The sequence below is a fragment of the Wenzhouxiangella sp. XN79A genome (assembly GCF_012272825.1).
GTDB lineage: Bacteria > Pseudomonadota > Gammaproteobacteria > Xanthomonadales > Wenzhouxiangellaceae.
Genome location: NZ_JAAWWS010000168.1, coordinates 1 through 24,142 on the forward strand (window position 1 = coordinate 1; position 24,142 = coordinate 24,142).

23 protein-coding genes are annotated in these 24,142 nt (G+C 69.8%); 11 read left to right on the forward strand and 12 right to left on the reverse strand.

The features are described from left to right. Positions 1–465: 465 nt before the first annotated feature. Together HFP89_RS15040 and HFP89_RS15045 are read right to left on the reverse strand one after the other, a co-directional pair. A complete protein-coding gene (locus HFP89_RS15040) occupies positions 466–2,373 on the reverse strand; it encodes a phosphoenolpyruvate carboxykinase (GTP) (protein ID WP_346775268.1) in 1,908 nt (635 codons plus the stop codon). After that, positions 2,282–3,547 carry a 6-phosphofructokinase gene (locus tag HFP89_RS15045; RefSeq protein ID WP_168718499.1) on the reverse strand — a complete coding sequence of 422 codons (1,266 nt, stop codon included), beginning with the start codon at positions 3,545–3,547 and terminating at the stop codon, positions 2,282–2,284. Before HFP89_RS15045 ends, HFP89_RS15040 begins: the two co-directional genes overlap by 92 nt. A gap of 204 nt (positions 3,548–3,751) precedes the next feature. Between HFP89_RS15045 and HFP89_RS15050 the strand changes: the two genes are divergently transcribed. Beyond that, a complete protein-coding gene (locus HFP89_RS15050) occupies positions 3,752–4,318 on the forward strand; it encodes an adenylate kinase (RefSeq protein ID WP_168718500.1) in 567 nt (188 codons plus the stop codon). 4 nt (positions 4,319–4,322) lie between these two features. Here the strand turns inward: HFP89_RS15050 and HFP89_RS15055 are convergent, their stop codons facing one another. Then, the gene (locus tag HFP89_RS15055) at positions 4,323–4,616 is read right to left on the reverse strand and encodes a sulfurtransferase TusA family protein (protein WP_168718501.1); all 294 of its coding nucleotides are present in this window, start codon (positions 4,614–4,616) and stop codon (positions 4,323–4,325) included. A 73-nt stretch (positions 4,617–4,689) separates the two neighbouring features. Here HFP89_RS15055 and HFP89_RS15060 point away from each other — a divergent pair, with 73 nt between their 5' ends. The 5 genes from HFP89_RS15060 (at position 4,690) to HFP89_RS15080 (ending at position 10,667) form a co-directional block, all read left to right on the forward strand. Beyond that, on the forward strand, positions 4,690–5,184 hold the full coding sequence (locus HFP89_RS15060; protein WP_168718502.1) for a hypothetical protein: 495 nt from the start codon (positions 4,690–4,692) through the stop codon (positions 5,182–5,184). Continuing rightward, on the forward strand, positions 5,181–6,548 hold the full coding sequence (mpl, locus tag HFP89_RS15065; RefSeq protein WP_168718503.1) for a UDP-N-acetylmuramate:L-alanyl-gamma-D-glutamyl-meso-diaminopimelate ligase: 1,368 nt from the start codon (positions 5,181–5,183) through the stop codon (positions 6,546–6,548). The genes HFP89_RS15060 and mpl overlap by 4 nt, the downstream gene beginning before the upstream one ends. After that, positions 6,541–7,170: an LON peptidase substrate-binding domain-containing protein gene (locus tag HFP89_RS15070; protein WP_168718504.1), complete on the forward strand. Its 630-nt coding sequence runs from the start codon at positions 6,541–6,543 to the stop codon at positions 7,168–7,170. Before mpl ends, HFP89_RS15070 begins: the two co-directional genes overlap by 8 nt. Positions 7,171–7,299: 129 nt before the next feature. Beyond that, complete coding sequence (locus tag HFP89_RS15075) at positions 7,300–9,567, forward strand: ATPase, T2SS/T4P/T4SS family (RefSeq protein ID WP_206212406.1); 2,268 nt, start codon at positions 7,300–7,302, stop codon at positions 9,565–9,567. Further along, a complete protein-coding gene (locus HFP89_RS15080) occupies positions 9,564–10,667 on the forward strand; it encodes an AAA family ATPase (RefSeq protein ID WP_168718505.1) in 1,104 nt (367 codons plus the stop codon). Before HFP89_RS15075 ends, HFP89_RS15080 begins: the two co-directional genes overlap by 4 nt. Here the strand turns inward: HFP89_RS15080 and HFP89_RS15085 are convergent. Then, positions 10,657–12,654, reverse strand: a complete 1,998-nt coding sequence (locus HFP89_RS15085; RefSeq protein ID WP_168718506.1) for a VTT domain-containing protein — start codon at positions 12,652–12,654, stop codon at positions 10,657–10,659. The two genes, HFP89_RS15080 and HFP89_RS15085, sit on opposite strands and share 11 nt — an antisense overlap. Before the next feature lie 69 nt (positions 12,655–12,723). Here HFP89_RS15085 and HFP89_RS15090 point away from each other — a divergent pair, with 69 nt between their 5' ends. Then, on the forward strand, positions 12,724–13,545 hold the full coding sequence (locus HFP89_RS15090) for an NAD(P)-dependent oxidoreductase (RefSeq protein WP_168718507.1): 822 nt from the start codon (positions 12,724–12,726) through the stop codon (positions 13,543–13,545). 16 nt (positions 13,546–13,561) lie between these two features. Here the strand turns inward: HFP89_RS15090 and hemL are convergent, their stop codons facing one another. After that, positions 13,562–14,848 (reverse strand): glutamate-1-semialdehyde 2,1-aminomutase, encoded by a 1,287-nt coding sequence (gene hemL / locus HFP89_RS15095; protein WP_168718508.1) that lies wholly within the window; start codon positions 14,846–14,848, stop codon positions 13,562–13,564. Positions 14,849–15,214: 366 nt separating this feature from the next. On the opposite strand from hemL, the gene HFP89_RS15100 reads away from it, so the two are divergent. Further along, positions 15,215–15,367 carry a rubredoxin gene (locus HFP89_RS15100; protein WP_240956459.1) on the forward strand — a complete coding sequence of 51 codons (153 nt, stop codon included), beginning with the start codon at positions 15,215–15,217 and terminating at the stop codon, positions 15,365–15,367. 56 nt (positions 15,368–15,423) lie between these two features. Here HFP89_RS15100 and HFP89_RS15105 read toward each other — a convergent pair whose 3' ends face one another. After that, positions 15,424–16,173: a metallophosphoesterase gene (locus HFP89_RS15105; protein WP_168718510.1), complete on the reverse strand. Its 750-nt coding sequence runs from the start codon at positions 16,171–16,173 to the stop codon at positions 15,424–15,426. Continuing rightward, positions 16,170–17,369: a hypothetical protein gene (locus HFP89_RS15110; protein ID WP_168718511.1), complete on the reverse strand. Its 1,200-nt coding sequence runs from the start codon at positions 17,367–17,369 to the stop codon at positions 16,170–16,172. Before HFP89_RS15110 ends, HFP89_RS15105 begins: the two co-directional genes overlap by 4 nt. Before the next feature lie 82 nt (positions 17,370–17,451). Between HFP89_RS15110 and HFP89_RS15115 the strand changes: the two genes are divergently transcribed. Next, complete coding sequence (locus HFP89_RS15115) at positions 17,452–17,679, forward strand: DUF6116 family protein (RefSeq protein WP_168718512.1); 228 nt, start codon at positions 17,452–17,454, stop codon at positions 17,677–17,679. 4 nt (positions 17,680–17,683) lie between these two features. Here HFP89_RS15115 and HFP89_RS15120 read toward each other — a convergent pair whose 3' ends face one another. Genes HFP89_RS15120 through lgt form a run of 4 tightly spaced genes read right to left on the reverse strand, consistent with a single transcriptional unit; the run spans position 17,684 to position 20,357 of the window. After that, positions 17,684–18,139, reverse strand: a complete 456-nt coding sequence (locus HFP89_RS15120; protein WP_168718513.1) for a DUF192 domain-containing protein — start codon at positions 18,137–18,139, stop codon at positions 17,684–17,686. Continuing rightward, a complete protein-coding gene (gene folA, locus HFP89_RS15125) occupies positions 18,132–18,665 on the reverse strand; it encodes a type 3 dihydrofolate reductase (protein WP_168718514.1) in 534 nt (177 codons plus the stop codon). Before folA ends, HFP89_RS15120 begins: the two co-directional genes overlap by 8 nt. A gap of 13 nt (positions 18,666–18,678) precedes the next feature. Then, positions 18,679–19,512, reverse strand: coding sequence for a thymidylate synthase (locus HFP89_RS15130; protein ID WP_168718515.1), 834 nt, complete (start codon positions 19,510–19,512; stop codon positions 18,679–18,681). After that, positions 19,509–20,357, reverse strand: coding sequence for a prolipoprotein diacylglyceryl transferase (gene lgt / locus HFP89_RS15135; RefSeq protein ID WP_168718516.1), 849 nt, complete (start codon positions 20,355–20,357; stop codon positions 19,509–19,511). The genes HFP89_RS15130 and lgt overlap by 4 nt, the downstream gene beginning before the upstream one ends. A 134-nt stretch (positions 20,358–20,491) precedes the next feature. Here lgt and HFP89_RS15140 point away from each other — a divergent pair, with 134 nt between their 5' ends. Both HFP89_RS15140 and HFP89_RS15145 read left to right on the forward strand, forming a co-directional pair. Continuing rightward, positions 20,492–22,582 (forward strand): DUF255 domain-containing protein, encoded by a 2,091-nt coding sequence (locus HFP89_RS15140; RefSeq protein ID WP_168718517.1) that lies wholly within the window; start codon positions 20,492–20,494, stop codon positions 22,580–22,582. Next, on the forward strand, positions 22,579–23,451 hold the full coding sequence (locus HFP89_RS15145) for a helical backbone metal receptor (RefSeq protein WP_168718518.1): 873 nt from the start codon (positions 22,579–22,581) through the stop codon (positions 23,449–23,451). The genes HFP89_RS15140 and HFP89_RS15145 overlap by 4 nt, the downstream gene beginning before the upstream one ends. Here the strand turns inward: HFP89_RS15145 and HFP89_RS15150 are convergent. Then, a complete protein-coding gene (locus tag HFP89_RS15150) occupies positions 23,408–24,076 on the reverse strand; it encodes an ATP-binding protein (protein WP_168718519.1) in 669 nt (222 codons plus the stop codon). The two genes, HFP89_RS15145 and HFP89_RS15150, sit on opposite strands and share 44 nt — an antisense overlap. Positions 24,077–24,142: the final 66 nt, after the last annotated feature.

Here is a 24,142-nt window from a genome sequence, read left to right on the forward strand (position 1 = left end):
AGCGGCCTCCAACAGTCGGGGCGTTGTTCCGGGTGCTCATCAAAGCCACCACCTGTTGGAGGGCGCTTGCGCGCGAAGAGCAAGGTCAGATCGCGGAAAGGGGCGGCTCAGGCCTTCGCCCGCTCCATCGCACCCTTGGCGGGACGAGGTGCAATCGTGGCTGAGAAACGTGCGTAATCAGGAAGACGATTGGTGAATGACCGACTGATTCAGTGGACCGCAAACGTCGTCCGCCGCCGTTTATCTCATCGACAGTGAACGTGGTTCGCTTCTGCTTTTCCCATCTGTGTTCATCCGTGTTCATCTGTGGACAAACAGCCTTTACAAGAAACGGCCCGCAAGAGCGAGCCGTTTCCCGGAGTCCGACGAAGCCGCGCTTCAGCGCTGTTCTTTCAGGCCTTCATCCGCGTCCATCTGCGGTAAAAGCCGTTGCCTTTCCCACGTGCGTCCACCCGCGGCCACGGATCAGCCGATCTCGTGGCGCATGCGGTGCAGTTCGTCGACCAGCGCCTTCGGGGTGCGGGGCGAGTACTTCGCCAGGTGCTTCTCGACGTCCTCGAGCTCGTGCTTCCAGCCCGGCAGGTCGACTTCCAGCAGCGTGTCCATGTCCGGTGTGGCGTTCAGGCCGTCGGTGGAAATGGCGTCGGGCTGCGGCAGGCGGCCGACCGGGGTGTCGACGGCCTCGGCATCGCCGGCGCAGCGCTTCAGGATCCACTCCAGCACGCGCAGGTTCTCGCCGAAGCCCGGCCAGATGAACTTGCCGTCCTGGTCGCGGCGGAACCAGTTGACCTGGAAGATCTTCGGTGGATGCTCGAGCTTTTCGCCGACGTTCAGCCAGTGGGCCCAGTAGTCGCCGAAGTTGTAGCCGCAGAACGGTTTCATGGCCATCGGGTCGCGGCGCACGACGCCGACCTTGCCGGTGGCCGCAGCGGTGGTTTCCGAGGCCATGGCCGCGCCGAGGAAGGTGCCGTGGGTCCAGTCGCGGGCCTCCATGACCAGCGGCGCCAGGGTGGCGCGGCGGCCGCCGAAGATGATCGCGTCGATCGGCACGCCCTTCGGGTTCTCGGCCTCGTCGGTGTAGCTCGGACACTGGGTCATCGACACGGTGAAGCGCGAGTTCGGGTGCGCGGCTCTGGCGCCCGTGGTCGGGTCGAACTTGTTGCCCTTCCAGTCCAGCGCGGGAATCCGGTCGTCAAGGTCTTCCCACCACGGCTCGTTGGTGTCGGTCACGGCCACGTTGGTGAAGATCGCATCGTGATCGAGCATCGCCAGTGCGTTCGGGTTGGTCCTGGTCGACGTACCCGGCGCGACGCCGAAGTAGCCGGCCTCGGGATTGATGGCGTACAGGCGGCCGTCTTCGCCCGGGTGCAGCCAGCAGATGTCGTCGCCGACGGTGTGGACCTTCCAGCCGGCCGAGCGATACGGCTCGGGCGGGATCAGCATGGCCAGGTTGGTCTTGCCGCAGGCCGACGGGAAGGCGGCGGCCACGTAGCGGGTCTCGCCTTGCGGGTTCTCGATGCCGACGATCAGCATGTGCTCGGCCAGCCAGCCCTCGTTGCGGGCCTGGTGGCTGGCGATGCGCAGGGCGTGGCACTTCTTGCCGAGCAGCGCGTTGCCGCCGTAGCCGGAACCGTAGCTCTGGATCTGGAGCTCTTCCGGGAAGTGCATGATGAAGCGGCGATCCGGATCGAGCTCGCCGGTGGAGTGCAGACCGCGAACGAAGCTGCCTTCCTGCTCGATGCGGGCCAGTGCGTCGGCGCCCATCCGGGTCATCTTGCGCATGTTGGCCACGACGTAGGCGCTGTCGGTGATCTCGACGCCCAGCCGGGCGAACGGCGAGTCGATCGGGCCCATGCAGTACGGGATGACGTACAGGGTCCGGCCTTCCATGCAGCCACGGAACAGCGCGTCCATCTTCCGATGGGCGTCGTCGGGACTCATCCAGTGGTTGTTCGGTCCGGCGTCCTCTTCGCGCGTGGTGCACACGAAGGTCAGGTGTTCGACGCGCGCGACGTCGTGCGGATCGGAACGGTGCAGGTAGCACTCGGGGTGCGTGGCCTGGTTCAACTCGATCAGGTCGCCGGTGTCGAGCATGCCGTTGATCATCCCGGCATTCTCCTCGGCGCTGCCGGTGCACCAGTGGATCCGTTCCGGGCGGGTGAGTGCGGCTACTGAATCGACCCATTCGGCCAGGGCGGTGAGGCTCGTCGTCATTCGATCTTCCAGAGGGTGTGGGTTTCGTTGGCGTTGACGGGGCCCGGCACGGCCCCCTTGTTCGAACTCATGCCGGGCGGAACCCGGCCAGCTTTCCGGGCACCGTTTCCAGCGCAGGCCGGAAGTAGTCGGGCCGGCCGTGCCCGTCGTAGGGCGGATAGTCCTCGCCGCGGATCAGCGGCTCGAGGTAGCGCCGCGCCTTGTCGGTAATGCCGAAGCCGTCGTCGGCAATGTAGTCCGACGGCAGGGTCTTTTCGTGATTGGCGATGTCGGCCAGCGGCGCACTGACGATGTCCCAGTCATACGGGTCGTCGGCGATGCGACGGATCACCGGCATCACGCCGCTCTGACCGGCGCGGGCGAACTCCACCGCGGCCCGGCCGACGGCGCGAGCCTGGGCCACGTCGGTGGCCGAGGCGATGTGCCGGGCCGAGCGCTGCAGGTAGTCGCTGACCGCCCAGTGGACCTTGTGGCCGAGGTCGGACTCGACGATGTCGGCCACCACCGGGGCGACGCCGCCGAGCTGCTTGTGGCCGAAGGCGTCGGTGCTGCCGGCATCGGCCAGGAAGGTGCCCGCCGCGTCGCGCGCGCCTTCCGAGACGACCACCGAGCAGTACCCGTGCTCGCGCACGGACCGTTCGACCGCCGCGCAGAAGGTCTCGCGATCGAACGGCACTTCCGGAAACAGGATGATCTGCGGCGGGTCGCCGTCGCCGCGCTGGGCCAGCCCGGCCGCGGCGGCGATCCAGCCGGCGTGCCGGCCCATGACCTCGAGAATGAAGACCTTCGTGGAGCTGGAGGCCATCGACATCACGTCGAGGCTGGCCTCGAGGATGGACACCGACACGTACTTGGCCACCGAGCCGAAGCCGGGGCAGTTGTCGGTCACCGCCAGGTCGTTGTCGATGGTCTTGGGCACGCCGAGCGCGCGCAGCGGATACCCGAACTGCTCGGCCATCCGCGCGACCTTGTGCGCGGTGTCGGCCGAGTCATTGCCGCCGTTGTAGAGGAAGGTGCCGATGTCGTGCGCATCGAACACCTCGATCAGCCGCTCGTACTCGCGCCGGCTTTCGTCCAGCGATTTCAGCTTGTAGCGGCACGAGCCGAACACCCCGCCGGGGGTGTGGGCCAGGGCGACGAGGTCGTCTGCGGAGAATGCGGCGGTGTCGATCAGCCGCTCCTCCAGCGCCCCGATGATGCCGTCGGCGGCGCCGAACACGGTGCCGAAATCGTCCGGAAAGCCGCGCGCGGTCTCGATCACCGCCGCGGCGGTGGCGTTGATGACCGGCGTGACGCCGCCCGACTGCGCGTAGAGGATGTTGTTCCGGGGCATGATCCGCCGCTGCTGGAATCGCTTGATCGGCAAGGATAATCGAAATCGGGGGCCCGTTTCCCGCCCCGTTCCCCGACCCGTTCCTGCGCGCGGCCGGACCGACCGGCGCGAATCGCCGGCGCCGGAAGGGCTTCGGGCATTTGACAGGCCGACGGGGGCGGGCTACCTTTGACCGCTTGTCCCGCACACCGTAAGCTCAGACCGATGCGCATCGTACTTCTCGGCCCTCCGGGCTCCGGAAAGGGGACCCAGGCGGCCCTCCTTCACGAACGGCTCGACCTGGCCCACATTTCCACCGGCGCGCTGCTGCGCGACGCGGTCGATCAACAGACCGAACTCGGCCAGCAGGCCCAGCGCTACATGGACGCCGGCAACCTGGTTCCCGACGACCTGATGCTGGGCCTGATCGAGGAACGCCTCGGCCAGCCCGATGTGGCCAACGGCTTCATTCTCGACGGCTACCCGCGCAACCTGGCCCAGGCCGAGGCGCTGGACGCGGTGCTCGAGCGGATCGGCCAACCGGTCGACGTCGCCATCTCGGTGACCGTCAACGAGCAGGAAATCGTCGACCGGCTCAGCAAGCGTGCGATCGAGGAAGGCCGCTCCGACGACACCGAAGAGGTCATCCGCAATCGCCTGCGCGTCTATGCCGAGCAGACCGCGCCGGTGGCCGGCCACTACGCCGCGCGCGGCCAGCTGCGCGAGATCGACGGCATGGGCGCGATCGACGACGTCCAGCAGCGCCTGCTGGATGCGCTGCAGGCCGGCTGAATCGTCAGTCCGGTGCCGGACCCGACCCGGCACGCCTGCGGATTCGGGTGACCCGGACCTCGCCGCGCTGGCGGCTGGCTTCCAGCACGTGACCGGTGCGGTCGCAGAACACCTGGAAATCGAGCTCGGCCATCGGGTCATCGGTCAGGATCTCCAGCCGCTCGCCGGCCGCCATCCGCGCCAGGCACGCGCGGGCGCGCAGCACCGGCTCCGGACAGATCAGCCCGGTCGCGTCCAGCCGCCGGTCGCAGGCTCGCCCGTCGTCGGCCCCGGCACCGCGAACTTCGGAATCGTCCATTGCCCTATTCTGCCCTGTCGAGAGCCCCATCGATGACCGCTTGCCCGGTTCGCCCTTCCCAACCGGTCCGATCATGAAGGCCTGGCTGGAACGGATCGTCCAGGTCGCGCTGCTGCGCGCCGGCCCGCAGGACCTGCCCGGCGGCTCGGCCCCGCTGATCGCCGCGCTGCTGATGTGGTGGTTGCTGGTCGCGCCGATGCTGCTGCTGGCGCCCGAGCCGCTGCCGTTCTTCGACGCGCTGCTGACCTTCTCGATCCAGCTGGCGCTGATCCACCTGGTGCTGCTGGTCAACCGACGGCCACAGCGTTTCGCGCAATCGGCCCAGGCGCTGTTCGGCACCGGTGCGCTGATCGGCCTGCTGAACCTGCCGCTGTGGCTGGCGCCCGGCCCGCCGATCCCGGCGCCGCTGGTGCTGCTGGCGCTGACCGGCCTGTGCTGGAGCCTGGCCGTGGACGGCCACGTCTGGCGGCACTCGCTGGAGCTGCCGTACGCCGGCGGCCTGGCCGTGGCTGTGCTAGTTTTCCTGCTCCAGATCGTCACCCTGCAAGCCATCGGACTCGGCGCATGAAACTTCACATCCTCGGCATCTGCGGCACCTTCATGGGCGGCATCGCGGCGCTGGCACGCGACGACGGTCACGAAGTCTCCGGCCAGGACGCCAACGTCTACCCGCCGATGAGCACCCAGCTCGAGGCGCTGGGCATCGAGCTGCACGAGGGTTACTCGGCCGAGGCCGTGCCGGACGATGTCGATCGGGTGATCATCGGCAACGCGCTGAGCCGCGGCAACCCGGCCATCGAGCACGTCCTGAACCGGCGGATGGACTACACCTCCGGGCCGCGCTGGCTGGGCGACAACTACCTGGCCCGGCGCCGGGTGCTGGCGGTGGCCGGCACCCACGGCAAGACCACCACCTCGAGCATGCTGGCCTGGATTCTCGACCGGGCCGGTCTCGAACCGGGTTTCCTGATCGGCGGCATCCCGAACAACTTCGGCATCTCGGCCCGCGCCGGCGGCGAGTGGTTCGTGGTCGAGGCCGACGAGTACGACACCGCGTTCTTCGACAAGCGCGCCAAGTTCGTCCACTACCGTCCGTCGGTGGCGATCCTGAACAACCTCGAGTTCGACCACGCCGACATCTATCCGGACCTGGCCGCGATCGAGACCCAGTTCCACCACCTGCTGCGCACCGTGCCGGGCAACGGCAGCGTGATCCACAACCAGAACGATCCGGACCTCAAGCGGGTCCTGGAGCGCGGCTGCTGGAGCGATCGCGCCGGCTTCGGCCTCTTCGGCGAATGCGATGCCCAGTGGCAGGTCCGGATGGACGACCCGGCCGGCCGCCGGCTGACCCTGTTCCACGGCGGCGAATCGTTCGGCGCGATCGAGTGGACGCAGACCGGTCGCCACAACGCGCTCAACGCGATCGCTGCCACGGCGGCTGCGGCGGCGGCCGGCGTCGACCCGGCCGCATCGGTCGAGGCGCTGGCCGACTTCCAGGGCGTGAAGCGACGGATGGAGTTTCTCGGCGAAGTCGGCGGTGTGCGCGTCTACGACGACTTCGCCCACCACCCCACCGCGATCCGGCTGACCCTGGAGGGGCTGCGCCGCTCGATCGGCTCGGCGCGCCTGCTGGTGGCGCTGGAACCGGCCAGCAACACCATGCGCGAGGGTCACCACCTCGACCAGCTGGCGCCGGCGCTGGCCGCCGCCGATTACGTCGCGATGTACTCGTCCGACACCCTGGACTGGGACCCCGGCGAGGTGTTCGACAAACTGCAGGCCGACGGCCGGTTCCGCAGCCAGATCCCGAACCTGGTCGCCGACCTGCGCGACTACGCCCGCCCGGGCGACCACCTGGTGTTCATGAGCAATCGCGGCTTCGGCAACGTCCAGCGGATCTTCCTCGACGGCGGCGACGGACGTGGCTGAGGGGCTGGACGAACTGCCGTTGTTCCCGCTGCAGACGGTGCTGTTTCCGCGCGCACCGCTGCCGCTTCGGATCTTCGAGGCGCGCTACCTGGAAATGGTCCGCGAGTGCAGCCGCACCGGCAGCGGCTTCGGCGTGATCCTGCTCGAACCGGCCGGCGACGACCGGCCGGCCCGCCACGCCAGCATCGGGACCGAGGCGCTGATCGAGGACTTCTCGACCCTGGACGACGGCCTGCTCGGCATCCAGGCGCGCGGCCGGCGGCGGTTCCGCATCCACGGCACCTCGGCCCGCGACAACGGGCTGCTGATCGGCCAGGTGGAGTGGCTGGCCGCCGAGCCGGCGCGCTCGGTCGGGCCGGAATACGCCGCGCTGGACTCGCTCTACCGCGAGATCGTCGTGCAGGTCGCCCACGCCCAGCTGCCGGACGTCGACGGCGACAACGCCAGCCAGCTCGGCATGGCGCTGGCCAGCATCCTGCCGCTGGAGCCGCCGCAGGCCCAGGAACTGCTGGCCGTGACCGACCCGATCGAGCGCTTGCGCGCGCTGTGCTGGCTGCTGGCGCCGGATTCGGACGACGAGCCCGAAGAAGAAATCGAGCCGGAGGATTTCGACAGCACCTGAGCCCGACCCCGACGTGCCCAGCGCCGGTATATTAAACTTCACTCATTCACCGTTTCGCGGCCCGCGCGGGGGCGCCGGAGCCTGGCTCGCGAAACCTGCTGGCAACTCGCCACGAACAAGGGGCGTCGAGTGTCCGAATTCACCGTCGATCCGCGCATCGACCTCGTGCTGCAGCGACTGCCGCGCCGCCAGTTCGTGGCCTCCGACGATCTGCGCGGCATGCTTTCCGGCCACGGCATTCCCGGCGAGCAGACCGTCCGCCAGATCCTCGAACGCATCCCGCGCGTCAAATCGAGCTACTACGTGATGCTGGTCGGCTGCGGCTCGGGCTACCTGGCCGGGGTGCTGTCGCGGCTGGCCCGGCACGTGGTGGCGATCGAACGCCAGGAGCCGGTGGCCCGGATCGCACGGCGCAGTCTCGAAGCCGCCGGCATCGACAACGTCGAGGTGCGGGTCGGCGAAGGCGAGGACGGCGCGGCCGACGCCGGCCCGTTCGACCTGGTGCTGACCATGTGCAGCCTGGCCGGCAACGCGCGGCTGATCGAACAGTTGACCCTGAACGGCAGCCTGATCGCACTGGAGCGAGTCGGTCAGCACGAGCCCGAACTGGTCCAGTACCGCAAGCATCACGGCGAGGTGATCCGACGCTCGCTCGGCCCGATCAGCTTCGAACGCAAGACCGGCGACATCCTGATCGATCTGGGCTACATCGACGAAGACGCGCTGGAAAAGGCCCGCGAGGAAGCCCAGCGTCGGCAGGTCTCGGTGCTCGACGTGATCCGGCGCAACCTGCGGGTCGAAGACGTCGGCCTGTATCGCTCGCTGGCCCGCCAGCACGGCATCGAGTTCGCGCGCGCCGACGACCTGCTGAACCGGCTCGACAGCCGGCTGTTCCAGAGCTTTTCGTCGGTGTTTCTGGAGAACCAGCGGCTGATCCCGATCCGCATCGAGGACCACGCACTGACGGTGGCCACCGACGATCCGGACGCGCAGACCGAGGACCTGCGCGCGATCCAACCGGCCAACGACGTGGTCAAGGTGCTGGTCACGCCGACCGACTTCCGCCGACTGTGGTCGAACATCGACCTGACCCGCCGCGGCAGCGACCTGCTGCAGTGGGGCGGCCGGGACACCGAAGACGGCGGGATCAAGGACCTGCTCGACTCCAACGATCCGGAACGGGAGCTCAGTCACCATCTGGTCTCGATCTACGAGGCGATCCTGCTCGACGCGGTCAGCGCTGGAGCCAGCGACATCCATATCGAGCGCTACGGCCGCCGGATCCGGATCCGGCTGCGCATCGACGGTGAGCTGCACGACCTGGACTACTACCAGCTCGGCCCGAAGGACCACGCCGGCCTGATCAACGTGATCAAGGTCCAGGCCGAGATCAACATCGCCGAACGACGGCTGCCGCAGGGCGGCCGCTCGCAGATGCGGGTCGGCAAGTCGGCGTTCGACCTGCGGGTGCAGATCCAGCCCTCGCTGCACGGCGAGCACGCGGTGATCCGCTTGCTGTCGCAGACCGGCCGGGCGCTGGGCCTGCGCGAACTGGGCATGTCGCGCCAGGTCGCCGACGCCTACGAACGGCTGCTCGACAATCCCTCCGGACTGGTGCTGGTGGTCGGCCCGACCGGTTCGGGCAAGTCCACGACGCTGTACGCGGGCCTGCAGCAGCTGGCCGATGACGGGCGACGCAAGGTGATCACCGTCGAGGATCCGATCGAGTATTCCATCGACAACATCCAGCAGACCCGGGTGCGCTCGGAGATCGGCTTCAACTTCGCCGACGCGATGCGCGCGTTCGTGCGCGAGGACCCCGACGTGATCCTGGTCGGCGAGATCCGCGACATGGAAACCGCAATGGAAGCCATCCGCGCCTCGCAGACCGGCCACATCGTGCTCTCGACCCTGCACTGCAACGACGCGGTCGATGCGCTGCAGCGCATGTACGACCTGGGGGTGCACCCGAACTCGATCGCCGGTGAGCTGCTGGCGGTGATCGCCCAGCGGCTGGCCAAACGGATCTGCCCGAAGTGCCGCGAGGAAGTCGAACCCGACCCGGCGATCCTGCGCGAGCTGTTCCCCGATGGCCCGCCGACCGGGTTCCGCAGCTACATCGGCCGCGGCTGCAGCGAGTGCGGCGGCCGCGGCACCCGGGGCCGGATCGCGATCGTCGAGTACCTCCACGTCAACGATGCGGTGCGCAACCACATCGCGAAACAGCCCCCGATCGGCGAACTGCGCTGGCGTGCGCTGGACTCGGGGCTGATCACGATGCGCGACAGCGCGCTCGACCACGTCATCGAGGGGGTGATCCCGCTCAGCGAACTGCCGCGGCTGCTGCCGCAGGAACGCATGGCGCCCGAACAGCGCGGAGGACTGCGACCCGAATGACTACCCGCAAACCACCGAAGGGGCTGCAGCGCGTCCCCGCCGAGATCCTGCATGCCGACGAACTGGGCCGGCTGGCCGACTGGGATCCGCATCCGAAGCCGCCGGGCTGGCAGCTGTCGCCGATCGCCGTGGAGAAGTTCGTGCTCGGCGACCCGGCGCTCGCCATCGAGCGCAAGTTCGTCACCGACCCGGCCATCGTCAACCGGGTCGTGATCTCGCTGTGCACCGACCTCGGCTGCCTGCTGGTCGGGCCGCCGGGCACGGCCAAGTCGTGGTTCTCCGAGCTGCTGGCCGCAGCCATCTCCGGCGATTCGTCGATCACCGTCCAGGGCGGCGCGGTGTCGAGCATCGACCAGCTGCTCTACACCTGGAACGAGGCGATGCTGCGCGAACGCGGACCGGTGCCCGAGGCGCTGGTCGAGGGGCCGGTCCTGCGCGGCATCCGTGAAGGCAGGATCGTGCGCTTCGAGGAGCTTGCGCGCTGCCCGCAGCCGCTGCAGGACGCGCTGCTGACCATTCTGTCCGACCGCGTCATCACCATTCCGGAACTGGCCGGCGAGGACGGGGCCGTTCACTCGCGCAACGGCTTCAACATCATTGCCACGTCGAACAGCATCGATGCGGGGCTGTACGCGATGAGCGCGGCGCTGAAGCGACGGCTGAACTTCGAGCTGGTCAAGCCGATCCGGCAGCTCGACGCCGAGATCGAGATCGTGGTGCGGGAAGTCGGCAAGCGCAACGCCCGCTCCGGCATCGAGATCGAGATCGATCCGGAGGTGATGGAGGTGCTGGTGACGATCTTCCACGAACTGCGCAACGGTCAGTCGCTGGACGGCCGCAGCACCGATCGGCTCGAAGCGGCCACGATGTCGACCGCCGAGGCGGTCAACGTCGCGCATGCACTCAGCGTGCACGCGCACTATTACGGCGAAGGTCGGATGACGGTGGCCAACCTGATCCACTTCGTGCTGGGCACCGCGCTGAAGGACGCGCCGGACGATCGGCGCCGCTTCCTCCACTACTTCGATACCGAAGTCGTGCGCAAGCGCGGCGACCACTGGCAAGCCGCCTACGCCCAGCGCGACCTGATCACCCGCTGAGGTCGGAGCCGCGTGCGTCAGCGCGCCACGGTCCGTCCGGCGCGCCCGATCGCCAGCGCCATGCCTCGCCGGCCGCGCGCAACCGCTGCATCGCCTCATCGGCCGGGTCGTCCAGCCGCCGCCAGGTGTTGAACAGGCCGGCTACGGTGACCGGCTCGACCAGGCGCATCTGGATCAGCCAGACCGGCCGCTCGTCGGGACTCAGCCGCCAACTCGACCGCCAGGCCCGGAGCACCACCCAGCGGCCGTCCCCGAGCGGCAGGCGCCGTGCGATCTGCTGGGCCTGGCCGTTGTAGTCGCGCGGCAGGTGCGGCAGCGCCTCCGGCACCAACCGGCTGCGGAACACCGCGCGCAGGGCATTGGCGTCCAGCGGCGGCAGCGGCTGCCAGCCGGCCGCGTCGAGCGCGCGCCGGAACGTCTCGGCCCGGGCGGCCAGCTGGACGTCGAAGCGCTGCACGGCGGCGCTGCCGAGCACCGTGCGGCGGCTCGACAGCGTCTCGCCGGAGGCCCGGGCCCCGGTCGTCCACCAGCGTTCGGCATCGACGACCACGCTCGGCAACGGCTGCTGCTGCGTGTCGAGCAGCGCTCCGTAGCCCAGCGCGTTGGCCGCCACCGCGCCGCCCAGCCCGAACATCACGAACAGGCCGATCAACCGATGCGCCCAGCGTCGGGGCGACGGACCCACCCGAACCCGGTAGGCGATGCCGATCAGGGTGACCCAGCCGACCGCCAGCGCCAGCGCGATGGCCAGCGAGTACAGCTGGGCCTGGCCGAGATAGAGCCGGGCGAAGCCGAACAGCATCAGCGCCGCGGTCACCGCCAGGTACAGCCACTTGCGCCGGGTCGCCGGCAGGTCCTTGGCCGCGATCACCGCGGCGAAGCCGTGCAGCAGGACCAGGGCGGCGAACGGCAGGTCGGGACCGGGCACGTACATCGGAAGTGCGCCCAGCAGCGCTGCCAGCCCATAGGCCAACAGGCTGCCGACGCCGACGGCCAGGCCCCAGTGGATCAACGCCAGGCGGCGGCCGGCCGCGGCGAAGAATGCCGCCAGCCCCAGCCCGACGACCAGCACCACCACCGGTGAACCGGCCAGGCCCAGGACGACGAAGACCGGGTCGGCCAGCGGCGTGCGCAGGCTGCCGGACAGGGTGGTCGCCGCCACCCGCTCGGGCAGCATCGGCGAGGCCGTCAGCAGCGCCAGCGTCAGCAGGGTCAGCAACACGGCCGAGGAAAGCAGCAGCACGCCGGCCAGGCCGAGCACCGGGATCACCTCGCGCTGCCCGGGCACCAGCAGCGGACCGGCCAAGCGGCCCAGGCGCGGATGCCGGCGCAGCCACTGGCCCAGCCGCTTCAGCCACCAGGTGCTCCGCCGCGAAGCCAGGTCATAGCCGATCCGCACACCGTTGATCGCGAGCCAGCCGCCGATCAGAAGCACCAGCAGCAGCACGACCAGCCGCCCGCCGAACTCGGCGGCCAGCTCCAGCGACTCGCCGAACAGCGCGCCGGGCACGACCATCGCCGGCGCCCAGAGCAGGCAGGCGATCACCATCCGCGGCAGGAAGTGGCGCGCCGGCAGGCCCAGCGAGCCGGCCACCACCGGCACGATCGGGCGCAGCGGACCGACGAAGCGCGCGATGAACACGCTGCGTCCGCCGTGGCGACGGAAGAACGCACGACCCCGACCCAGCCAGCGGCCGGTGCGCGACTCCGGCGGCAGCGCGGCCAGCCGGTCGCGGTAGCGACGGCCGAGCAGGTAGCTGAGCCCGTCGCCGAGCATCGCGCCCAGCGCGAAGGCCGCGCTCAGGGCCGCCATCAGCGGCGGATCCCAGCCGATGCCGGCGCCGATCAGCAGCAGCAGGAGAATGCCGGGCACGATCAACCCGACCACCGCCAGCGCCTCGAGGAAGGCGATCAGGAAGCCGGCAGCGAGCAGCATCGCCGGATCGGCCAGCAGCGGCTCGATGAACTGGCCGAGCCGGTCCATCACGGCCGACCCGGCCTTTCCAGCGGCGGGCTACACTGACCGACCCAACCCGGATTCGAACGGAAACGCGTCATGAGCACCCTGTCCGGCAAGACCCTGTTCATCTCCGGCGCTTCGCGCGGCATCGGCGAGGCGATCGCGCTGCGCGCCGCCGCCGACGGCGCCAACGTGGCGATCGCGGCCAAGACCGACCGCAAGCACCCGAAGCTGCCCGGCACCATCCACAGCGTAGCCGAGGCCATCGAGCAGGCCGGCGGCCGCGCGCTGGCACTGAAACTCGACATCCGCGACGAAGCGGCCGTGGCCGATGCCATGAAGACCACGGCCGAGACCTTCGGCGGCATCGACATCGTGGTCAACAACGCCTCGGCGATCTACCTCGCACCGACGCCGGAGGTGCCGATGAAGCGCTTCGACCTGATGTTCGGCGTCAACGTCCGCGGCACCTTCGTCTGCACCCAGGCCGCCCTGCCCTGGCTCGAGAAGAGCGACCACCCGCACATTCTAAATCTGTCCCCGCCGCTGAACATGGACCCGAAGTGGTTCGCGCCGCACGTGGCCTACACCATGGCCAAGTACGGCATGAGCCTGTGCGTGCTCGGGCACGCCGAGGAATTCCGTGACCGCGGCATCGCGGTCAACGCGCTGTGGCCGAAGACCGTGATCGCGACGGCGGCGCTGAAGATGCTCGGCGGCATGGTCGACCCGAAGAACTGCCGCACGCCGGAGATCATGGCCGACGCAGCGCACGCGATCCTGAGCGCCCCGCCGTCGAACCGCACCGGCCAGTTCCTGATCGACGAGGACGTGCTGCGCGAGGCCGGCGTGACCGACTTCGAGCGCTACGCCGTCGAACCGGGACAGCCGCTGGCGCCCGACCTGTTCCTGGACTGAACCGGACGCCGACCGGTCAATCGGCGCCGAGGACCCTGCGGGCCGCGGCGATGGTGTCGTCGATCTCCCGCTCGCCGTGGGCACTGGACACGAAGCCGGCCTCGAAGGCCGACGGGGCCAGGTAGACGCCGGCATCGAGCATGCCGTGGAAGAAGCGCTTGAACGCGTCGAGATCGCAGGCCGCGGCCTGTTCGAAGTTCTCGACACGCTCCAGATCGGTGAAGAACAACCCGAACATGCCGCCGACCGCGGTCGTGGCCATCGGCACGCCGGCCTCCTTCGCGGCGGCCTGGATGCCGTCGACCAGGCGCAGCGTGCTGGCCGTCAACCGATCGTAGAAGCCCGGCTCGGTAATCAGGTCCAGGTTGGCCAGGCCGGCGGCCATGGCGACCGGGTTGCCCGACAGCGTACCGGCCTGGTAGACGGGGCCTTCGGGAGCGATCAACTTCATGACCTCGGCCTTGCCGCCGAAGGCACCGACCGGCATGCCGGCGCCGATCACCTTGCCGAAACAGCTGATGTCCGGCGTCACGCCGTACAGTTCCTGGGCGCCACCCAGGGCCACCCGGAACCCGGTCATGACCTCGTCGAACAGCAACACGGCGCCGTGTTCGTCGCACAGCGCGCGCAGACCTTCGAGAAATCCCGGGACCGGCGGCACGCAGTTCATGTTGCCGGCCACCGGCTCGACCGCCACGCAGGCAATCTCGTCGGGATAGCGCTCGAACAGCGCGCGGACCGAGTCGAGGTCGTTGTAGGTCGCGTTCAGGGTCAGTTCGGCGAGCTCAGGCGGCACGCCGGGCGAAGTGGGCACGCCGAGCGTCTGCGCGCCGCTGCCGGCCTTGACGAGGAAGCTGTCAGCGTGGCCGTGGTAGTTGCCCTCGAACTTCACGAAACGCTTGCGCCCGGTCGCGGCACGGGCCAGGCGCAGCGCGCTCATCGCCGCCTCGGTGCCGGAGTTGGTCATCCGGACCCGCTCCAGCGACGGCACCAGTTCGCACAGCCGTTCGGCCATCGTCACCTCGCCCGGGCTCGGCGTGCCGAAACTCAGGCCTTTCGCCGCGGCGCGCTGCACCGCCTCGATGATCGCCGGGTGGGCATGGCCGCAGATCATCGGCCCCCAGGAGCCGATGTAGTCGATGTAGCGGGTGCCGTCGACATCGTAGAGACAAGCGCCCTCGGCGCGCTCGAAGAATACCGGGTCGCCGCCGACGCCGGCAAAGGCGCGGACCGGCGAGTTGACGCCGCCGGGAATGCGGGCGCAGGCGCGGAGGAAGAGTTCGTGGCTGATGGCGTGGTTCATGGAGGGTTCGTCCTGTGATTCATCGCCGCCGCAGGATCGGCACGCGAAAGAGAGAACAGCGGTTCGGGGCACAGGGTACTGCACCGGCGTGCGTTCCGGGCCGGGATGGTGCTCGGCAGCATGACGCCGCATCCACTGGTGTACCCCGCCATTCATCGTGTGACGTATAGCGAGCCGGAGCGCGTTTGGCTGCCAGGCCTGTCTCGCAGGGAATGGCAGCGTCCTTTCCAGGAGACAGAACGCCGCAGATGAATGCTCTCCGGCTCGCTATACGTCACACGATGAATGGCGGGGTGCACTAGAATGCCCGGCTTGTTCGATCTCTGGAAAGAATCCGTGAGCGAATCCGAACCGTACAAGAAGTGGATGTGCGTGATCTGCGGCTGGATCTACGACGAGGAACTCGGCGACCCCGACTCCGGCCTGGCGCCCGGCACCCGCTGGGAGGACGTGCCCGAGTCCTGGGTCTGCCCCGATTGCGCGGCGGGCAAGGAAGATTTCGAAATGGTGGAGTTCTGATTTCCGGCGCCTGATCGGCACTCCGATCGGTCATCCCGTCGGCAATTCACCCTGAATCAGCCGCCCACCAGGCCGCTTTTCCAGCGGCCGTCGTCGGCCAGCAGATAGCCCCGCGCCATCGGCGTCGTCTCGCCCGGCGTGAACCGTGACGTGCGCGGGTAACTGTTGGCCGCCGTCGACGGGGCCGCCAGGCAGCGCGTGCCGCGATAGCGGGCCCGGAAGCGCTGGTGGACGTGTCCGAAGGCGACGAAGTCCGCCCCGCCGGCCGTCTCCACGGCCGCCCAGAAGGCCTGCGGCTCGCGCAGCGGCACCTTGTCGATCCATGCCGCGCCGACCGGCAGCGGCTGATGATGCACGAACACCCCGAGCGGACGGGCCGGATCGACGCCCGACAGCGGCGCAAGCCGATCCGGGCTCAGCCGGCCGGCCGGGTCGTCGACCCGGGCCGAATCCAGCAGGACCAGCTGCCAGCCCTCGCCCGGCCCGACCGGCTCGACCAGCGGACCGGCCTCGAATCCGGCCGCCGTGAACAAGGGCTCCATGACCGATCGATCGTCGTGGTTGCCCGGCAACCACGCCACCTGGCTGCCGAACTGCACAGCCCAGTCGATGAGCCGAGCGTAGCTGGCCGGACTGGCGTCCTCGGACAGGTCCCCGCTCAGCACCAGCCAGTCCGGCGCAAAGGCCCGCACGGCCGGCGTCAGCGCCGCCAGGTTCCGGTCGGCCGACTGGTCGCGGTAGCGCGCGTCGGGGTCGGCGGCCAGGTGGCAGTCGGAGACCTGCAGCACGCGGGTGACCGCGGTCACTGGCCCTGACCCTCGATCTGTGCGATGTACGACGCCGCCGGCGCCGAGCTGGGATGGCCCGGCTCGGCCGCGGCGACGATCCGATAGTGCGGCAGCGCCGCGTCGGTCTCCCAGGACCGGTGCAGCAGGATTGCCAGCTGGAAATGCGCGAAGACCCGCGGCAACGTCGACAGGCTGGCCTCGAGCCGCTGTCGGCCCAGCTCGACCCGGCGCGACTGTGCCGCCTGCACGCCCCACAGGAAATCGGCCTGCGGAAGCTCGCGCCCGGTGGCGAGCAGTCGCTCGATCGAGCGCTCGGCCGAATCGGGGTGGTAGTTCAGCAGGCTCAGCTCGGCGAACACCAACTCGGCTTCGAACTCGTTGTCCAGCGCCCGCCGCGCCCGCAGGACCCGTCGATAGGCATCGCCCAGCTCGCCGGCGTACATCGCACGCTTGACCTCGGCCAGCTGCCCGAGCCCCTCGCGCTTGGCATGAACGTCGTCGAGTACACCGGCCAGGCCGTTGCCGACGGCGGCCGCGGCCGGCGGAAACGCGCGTCGGCCCAGGCGGTCGAGCCAGGCCGCGTCCGGGCGCTGAGCGGCAAGCCGCTGGCCGAGCCGGGCCAGGCCGTCGGCGCTGCGCCCGGCCGCCTCCAGCCGCTCGGTCGCCGCGGCGAAGCAGTCGCGCCCGCCGCAGCCGCGCAGCATCAGCTGAGCCATCAGCGCGGCGTTCTCGGGCAGCCGGTAATCACGGTAGCGAGCCAGCAGCGCGTGCTCACCGTCGACCGGCGCCAGCTCGGCGCGGTCGCGCGCTTCCCAGGCGCGGCGTGCCGCCGGGCACTGGCCGAGCGCCGCGGCCAGTGCACCGGTCAGTTCATCGGGGTGTTCGATCCAGGCCAGCAGGCCCTGAGTCACGAAGATCCGGCCACCGGCCAGGCAGCCGGCATCGGCGTCGGCTTCGCCGGTGGTCCAGAGCACCGGTGAAGCGCCTTCGGGCAGGCCTGCCTGGAGCGGCTCGAAGGCCGCCCGGAACAGCGCGTCCAGCGCCTCGCCGGGCGGCTCGACATCGACCTGGATGGCGCGGAATGCCGGGTACAGCTCGTCCTCGGCAGCCGCCTGGTCGTCCGGACCCAGCGCGATGCGTCCATCGTCGCGCCCGCCGCAGCCGGCCAGCCAGAGGACCGTGACCAGCACGGCCACGAAACGGAATCCGGACATCGAGCACTCTCCGATGGAATCGATGACCTATTCTAGTAGCGTATTCGAGAGGAACTGCCGTTCCCGACACCAAGGAGACGCCATGCTGTTGCCCGCGATCCGCCGCTTCCTGCGCCGACGACGGTTCCCGACGCTGATGCTGATCGGCGCGGTGCTGTTCCTGATCAACCTTGCGGTGCCCGATCCCCTGCCGTTCATCGACGAGATCCTGCTGCTGATCGGAACGCTGATCGTCGGCAGTTTCCGCGACCGCGGGCGGAAGGATGGCTCGGCCGAACGCGGTACCGACGAGGCGGCCGACCGCGACTGAACGATCAGCCGTCGGCCTCGCCGGGCACGTTGCCGAACACCACCGGGTCGCCGATCTTCGCGCCCAGCGTCTCCATCTGGCCGCCGTTGACTTCCAGCACGTATTTCGCCGGCTTGCCGCTGGGGTAACTCGGGCAGCGCCGGGTGCGGCACGGCGGCGTGTCCAGCGACCACGAGACGATGGTCCGGTCGGCGCCGATGTAGAGAATGTCGAGCGGAATCCGGGTATTGCGCATCCAGAACGCGCGCGGCTCGGCGTTTCGCCACAGGAACAGCATGCCGGCGTCGTCGGCCATCGAATCGACGAACATCAGGCCACGCGCCCGGCTGGCGTCGTCGTCGGCGATCTCGACCTGGTAGCGCTTGCCGGCCACCTCGACCCACGGCCCATCGGCCTGACAACCGGCGGTCAGCAGCAGCGCCAGCAGCGCAACGGGCCAGGCGAACCCTCGTTCAATCATCCTCGCTCTCCTGTGAGGCCTCGCGCCGGACCAGCGTGACGAACACCAGCCGGTGCGGATTGTCTGGATCGGCCGGCCGGGCCTCGCTGGCCTGCAGCCGCCAGTCGGACTTCGGCCAGTCCGGGAACAGCGTGTCACCGTCGGGTCGCGCATCGACCAGCGTCAGCTCCATGCGAGCGGCCCGCGGCAGCGCCTCGGCGTAGACCTGGCCGCCGCCGATCACCATCGCCGACCGGTCCGGCTCGAGCCGGTCCAGGGCGTCATCCAGCGACTCCACGCACTCCACGCCGCGCGGTGCCTCGAAGCCCGAACGGCTCAGCACGATGTTACGCCGTCCCGGCAGCGGCCGGCCGATCGATTCGAAGGTGGCCCGACCCATGATCACCGGGTGGCCGAGCGTGACCCGCTTGAAGTGCGCCAGGTCGGCGGGCAGGTGCCACGGCATCGCGCCGTCGGCGCCGATCACCCGGTTGCGCGCCAGCGCGGCGACCAGGACGATGGAAGGGCGGTCGTCGGAATCTCTCATACGACAGCTGCACTCATACCGCGATCGGCGCCTTGATCGACGGATGGGCCCGGTAGCCGACCAGCTCGAAGTCGTCGAACACGAAGTCCTCCAGCCGGGTCCGCTCGGGATTCAGGCGCATTTCCGGCAGCGGATACGGGTCGCGCGCGAGCTGTTCTTCGACCTGGTCGAGGTGGTTCAGGTACAGGTGGGCGTCGCCGAAGGTATGGATGAACTCCCAGGGCTTCAGGCCGGTGACCTGGCCGACCATCATCAGCAGCAAGGCATACGAGGCGATGTTGAACGGCACGCCGAGGAAGCAGTCGGCCGAACGCTGGTAGAGCTGCAGACTGATCCGGCCGTCGGCGACCCAGAACTGGAACATCGTGTGGCACGGCGCCAGCGCCATGCGACCCCGGGCCGGGTTCTCGTGCGGGGCCAGGTTCTCGTCGGGCAGCACGGTCGGGTTCCAGGCCGAGATCACGTGGCGGCGTGAATCCGGGCAACGGCGGATGCGCTCCAGGATCTGCGCCAGCTGGTCGATCGACGCGCCGTCCGGCGTCGGCCAGCAGCGCCACTGTTCGCCGTAGACCGGCCCCAGCCTGCCCTGCGCATCGGCCCACTCGTCCCAGATCGTCACGCCGTGCTCGTTGAGGTAGCCGACGTTGGTGTCGCCTCGGATGAACCACAACAGTTCGTGGATGATCGAGCGCAGGTGCAGCTTCTTGGTGGTGACCAGCGGAAAGCCGTCGTCGAGGTCGAAGCGCATCTGGTAGCCGAACACGCTGAGCGTGCCGGTGCCGGTGCGGTCGGACTTGCGCACGCCGTGATCGCGGACGTGCCGGAGCAGGTCGTGGTAGGTCTTCATGCCGATTTCCTGTAGGCGTACACGAGCAGTGCGACGCCGGCGGCCAGCATCGGCAGCGACAGCAGCATGCCCATGGTCAGCGCCTGGAACGCGACGAAGCCCAGGTGTGCGTCGGGCTCGCGGAACCACTCGGCGAAGATCCGGAACAGCGCGTAGCCGACCAGGAACAACCCGCCGACCGCGCCGGTCGGGCGCGGCTTGCGGGCGAAGATCCAGACGATGGCGAACAGCAGCAGGCCCTCGAGCGCGGCCTGGTAGAGCTGCGAGGGATGGCGGGCCTGGTCGCTGAGCTCACCGGCACGCCATGCGGCCTCGAGCGCGGCCGGGCTGGAATACGCCCGATCGAGCGCGGCCGGGAACACCATGGCCCACGGCGCATCGCTGACCCGGCCCCACAGTTCGCCGCCGATGAAGTTGCCGATCCGGCCGAAGGCCAGCCCCAGCGGCACGACCTGGGCGGTGAAGTCGCCGAGCTTGAGGAAGCCGATCCCGAGGTGGCGGGCGTACAGCGCCATGGCCACCAGCACGCCGACCAGGCCGCCGTGGAACGACATGCCGCCGTCCTGCAGCTTGAACGGGAACAGCAGGTCGTCGGCCCAGCGGTCGAGGCCGTAGAACAACACGTAGCCGAGCCGTCCGCCGGCGATCACGCCGACGATGCCCCAGAACAGGTAGTCGCCGACCTGGACCGGCTCGATCGGCCAGTGCGGCTGGCGGGCGCGATGGCGCAGCAGCGCCCAGGCCGAGGCAAAGGCCAGCAGGTAGGTGATGCCGTACCAGTGGACCTGGATCATGCCCAGGTCGAGCGCGACCGGATCGAAATCGACGAGGTACGGGAGCGACATGCGCCGGGCGTCCACGCGGAACCAGTCCGGATTGTACTGGAGGCGTGTCCGGCTCGGGCCGCCGGCCCGGTCCCGACCCGGGCTGCGGTATCCTCGCGGACCGAGTCGCCGAACCCGTCACGCCGAGCCGCACCATGCCCAATCGCCTGCGGGGCAGCACCAGCCCGTACCTCGAACAGCACGCCGACCAGCCGGTCGCCTGGCAGCCCTGGGACGACGCCGCGCTGCGCGAGGCGCGCGACGACGACAAGCCGATCCTGCTGTCGATCGGCTATGCGGCCTGCCACTGGTGCCACGTGATGGCGCACGAAAGCTTCGACGACGCCGCGATCGCGCGGAAGATGAACGACTGGTTCGTCAATATCAAGGTCGACCGCGAGGCCCGGCCGGATCTCGATCGCACCTACCAGCTGGCCCACCAGCTGCTGACCGGCCGCGGCGGCGGCTGGCCGCTGACCGCGGTGCTCGACCCGACCGACCTGGTGCCGTTCGTCGCCGGCACCTACTTTCCGCCGGAATCGCGCGGCGGCCGGATCGGTTTCGGCGAATTCCTCGAGCGGGTCCACGCCGCCTGGCTGGCGCAGCGCGACACCCTGCGCGAGCAGAACCGCCGGATGACCGAAGCGCTGTCGCTGGTCGAGGCCCGCTCCGCGCACGCCGCGTCGACCGACGCGCACGACGACCCCGAGGATCGCCTGGTCGGCCAGCTCGAGGCCCGCGAGGACGAACGCCACGGTGGGTTCGGGACCGCACCGAAGTTCCCCCAGGCACCGCTGCTGGCGTGGCTGGCCGAGCGCGCCGACGACGATCCGACGGCCGAGCGGATGCTGTCCGACGCGCTCCAGGCGATCGTCCGCAACGGCCTGTGCGACCAGATCGGCGGCGGCTTCTTCCGCTACTGCACCGACGCGGCCTGGGAAATCCCCCACTACGAGAAAATGCTCACCGACAACGCCCAGCTGCTGGCCCTGCTGGCCGACGCAGCAGCGCGCTGGGGCGACGCCGGCCTGCGGGAGGCCGCCACCCGGACGGCCGATTTCCTGCTGCGCGATCTCGGCCTGCCGGGCGGCGGCTTCGCGACCAGCCTGGATGCCGACAGCCCGATGCCGACCGAACATCGCGACCCGGATTCGCCGCTCCGGCCCGGCCAGGTGCCGATGGCCGAGGGCGCGTTCTATCGCTGGTACCGCAGCGACGTCGACAGCGCGCTCGAACCCGACGACGCCGAACTGGCCGCGGCCCGGTTCGGCTTCGACGGGCCGAGCAACCGCCCCGACGGAGGCTGGCATCCGGTGCTGGCGCGCAGCGTCGACGAACTGGTCGGCCCCGGTCGACCGGCCGAGGCCATCCGCGAAGGACTGGACCGCGTCCGCGGCCGCCTCCAGCGCTTCCGGGCCCGGCGGCCGCCGCCGGCCCGCGACGAACAGCTGCGCGCCGGCTACAACGCGCTGACGGCCGCGGCCCTGGCCCGGGCCGGTGCGCGGATGGACCGGGACGACTGGATCGACGCCGCGGCCAGGACGCTCGACCGCATCCATTCCGCGCTGCTGGCCCACCGACCACCGCGTGCCGTGCTCCGCGGCGATCGCGCCGAACATCCGCTGTTGCTCGACGACCGGGCCGCGCTGCTGGACGCCGAGCTGGCCCTGCTGCATGCCCGGTTCGATCCCGATCGGCTCGAGCGGGCCCGGGACCAGGCCGGCGCGATCGAACGCCTGCATTTCGACGCCGATGCCTCACGCTTCTCGCTGACGCCGTTCGGCCAGCCGGTCGTGGTCATGCGCCCACGCGCCGACCAGGACGACGCCCAACCGGCTGGCGCGGCGCTGGCCGTGCGCGGCTGGATCGACCTGGCCCGGCTGACCGACGAGTTCGAGCAGCTGGACCGCGCCCGATCGGCGATCGATGCGATCCGGGCCGATCTGGGCACCCAGCCGAGCGCGCACGCCACCTGGCTGCGGGCCCTGCGCACGCTCGATCGACCGCGACCGCGGGTCGTGCTCGGCGGACCGCTGGAGATCACCCGTGACTGGGCGCGGCGCCTGCGCCGGCGAGTCGACCTGGACGTACTGGTCGTTCCGGCCGGACAGACCGGCCTGCCGTCGTTGCTTCAGCAGGCCGCGGACTGCACCGCGGCGACGGCCTGGGCGTGTACGGTCGACGGCTGCCTGGCGCCGGCCGATCGGCTCGAAGCACTGATCGAACAGCTCGAGGCGCTGCGGTGACGGCCCGGCTCGGGGTCGTGCTTGCGCTGGCGCTGGCGCTGGCGGCCGGCGCGCGCGCCGAATCGCCGCGCGTGGTCAGCCTGGCACCGCACCTGACCGAACTGGCCTACCAGGCCGGCATCGGCGATCACCTGGTCGGCGCGGTGGAATGGAGCGACCACCCCGCGGCGGCACGCCAACTGCCTCGGATCGGCGATGCGTTCCGCTTCGACGCCGAGCGCATCCTGGCCCTCGACGCGACCCACGCGCTGGCCTGGACCGGCGGAACGCCGGCCGCGGCGATCGAGCAGATCGAGAACCTCGGCATCACGGTGCTTTCGATCGAGACCCGGACGCTGGACCAGATCGGCGACGCGCTGGAAACGCTCGGCGCGCTCGGACAGCGGCCCGAAGTCGGACGACGGGCGGCCCGGCGTTACCGGGAGGCGCTCGAGGAACGTCGGCAAGCCGACCGGCCCGACCGGGCGCCGCTACGGATCTTCTACCAGGTCAGTGCGCGACCGCTGTTCACCCTCGGCGGGCGACACGTGATCAACGAGGTGTTCGGCTTGTGTGGTGCACGGAACGTGTTCGCCGGCCTCGACGTCGAGGCCGCTCCGGTCGGAGCCGAAGCCGTGCTCGACGCATCGCCGGACCTCCTGCTGGTGGGCCTGGAGCCGGCCGGCGACACCCCCCAAGGGCCCGGCGAACGCGCCCGGGCCCGAGTCAATCCGGCCCTCGGGACCGAGTGCAGGCCGGTTGTCGGGGTCGAGGCCGCACCGCTGGTCCGCCCGACGCCGCGCATTCTCGATGCGGCCGACCGGCTGTGTGCTGCGCTGGCACCCTTCAGGTCGGACACAGATCCAGCATGTGGAAACGCTGGACGCTGATCCGGACCTCGCCGGGCGTCACACGAATCGGTGAATGGAACAGCGGCGCGTCGACCACCAGGGTGTGAAATTCACCGTTCTCGCCGCAGGGGTCGATCGAGGAATCGAGCCGGGCCAGCCAGTCCGGCGACCAGCGCGCACCGAGCTCGGCCGGGTCGATGCGCTCGGCATCGACGCTGCAGACCCGGGCGTCGAGTCCTTCGCCGGGAAGTCGCTCGGCGAGGTCGCGCGGGTCGCGACCCCAGATCGGAAACTCGGCCTTCAGGCCCAGCGCCGCGCACTGGGTCTCTCGGAACGCGCGGATATCGCCGAGAAACAGGTCGCCGAAGGCGAGTCGGCGCAGGCCCTGTTCGAGCAGCGGTTCCGCGGCAGCGGCGATCCGGGTCCGATAGGTCGCGTTGTCGCAGCCGTCGGGCAGCCCGACGATCACCAGTTCACAGCCCATCCGTTCGGCCTGGCGCTGGACCAGTTCGACCCGCGTTCCGTGGATCGCGATCCTGCGATCGTGGTCGCTGCAGGTCGTGACCAGCCAGCGCGGGGCGGCGGTCTCGGCCAGCGTCATGAACGCAGCCATCGAGTCCTTTCCGCCGCTGAACATCAGCGCAAGGTCGTCGGCGTACTTCATCGGGTTCCCGTAGCAAGGACGGCGCTGCGGAGGCTCGGGCGACTGTGATTCGAAGAGGAGCACCCG

Excerpts from the sequence above, each read along its gene's own strand:
- HFP89_RS15045 (WP_168718499.1), bottom strand. The coding sequence starts at position 3,547 with ATGCCCCGGAACAACATCCTCTACGCGCAGTCGGGCGGCGTCACGCCG.
- HFP89_RS15050 (WP_168718500.1), top strand. The coding sequence starts at position 3,752 with ATGCGCATCGTACTTCTCGGCCCTCCGGGCTCCGGAAAGGGGACCCAG.
- HFP89_RS15055 (WP_168718501.1), bottom strand. The coding sequence starts at position 4,616 with ATGGACGATTCCGAAGTTCGCGGTGCCGGGGCCGACGACGGGCGAGCC.
- HFP89_RS15060 (WP_168718502.1), top strand. The coding sequence starts at position 4,690 with ATGAAGGCCTGGCTGGAACGGATCGTCCAGGTCGCGCTGCTGCGCGCC.
- mpl (WP_168718503.1), top strand. The coding sequence starts at position 5,181 with ATGAAACTTCACATCCTCGGCATCTGCGGCACCTTCATGGGCGGCATC.
- HFP89_RS15080 (WP_168718505.1), top strand. The coding sequence starts at position 9,564 with ATGACTACCCGCAAACCACCGAAGGGGCTGCAGCGCGTCCCCGCCGAG.
- HFP89_RS15090 (WP_168718507.1), top strand. The coding sequence starts at position 12,724 with ATGAGCACCCTGTCCGGCAAGACCCTGTTCATCTCCGGCGCTTCGCGC.
- hemL (WP_168718508.1), bottom strand. The coding sequence starts at position 14,848 with ATGAACCACGCCATCAGCCACGAACTCTTCCTCCGCGCCTGCGCCCGC.
- HFP89_RS15100 (WP_240956459.1), top strand. The coding sequence starts at position 15,215 with ATGTGCGTGATCTGCGGCTGGATCTACGACGAGGAACTCGGCGACCCC.
- HFP89_RS15110 (WP_168718511.1), bottom strand. The coding sequence starts at position 17,369 with ATGTCCGGATTCCGTTTCGTGGCCGTGCTGGTCACGGTCCTCTGGCTG.
- HFP89_RS15115 (WP_168718512.1), top strand. The coding sequence starts at position 17,452 with ATGCTGTTGCCCGCGATCCGCCGCTTCCTGCGCCGACGACGGTTCCCG.
- HFP89_RS15120 (WP_168718513.1), bottom strand. The coding sequence starts at position 18,139 with ATGATTGAACGAGGGTTCGCCTGGCCCGTTGCGCTGCTGGCGCTGCTG.
- folA (WP_168718514.1), bottom strand. The coding sequence starts at position 18,665 with ATGAGAGATTCCGACGACCGCCCTTCCATCGTCCTGGTCGCCGCGCTG.
- HFP89_RS15130 (WP_168718515.1), bottom strand. The coding sequence starts at position 19,512 with ATGAAGACCTACCACGACCTGCTCCGGCACGTCCGCGATCACGGCGTG.
- lgt (WP_168718516.1), bottom strand. The coding sequence starts at position 20,357 with ATGTCGCTCCCGTACCTCGTCGATTTCGATCCGGTCGCGCTCGACCTG.
- HFP89_RS15140 (WP_168718517.1), top strand. The coding sequence starts at position 20,492 with ATGCCCAATCGCCTGCGGGGCAGCACCAGCCCGTACCTCGAACAGCAC.
- HFP89_RS15150 (WP_168718519.1), bottom strand. The coding sequence starts at position 24,076 with ATGAAGTACGCCGACGACCTTGCGCTGATGTTCAGCGGCGGAAAGGAC.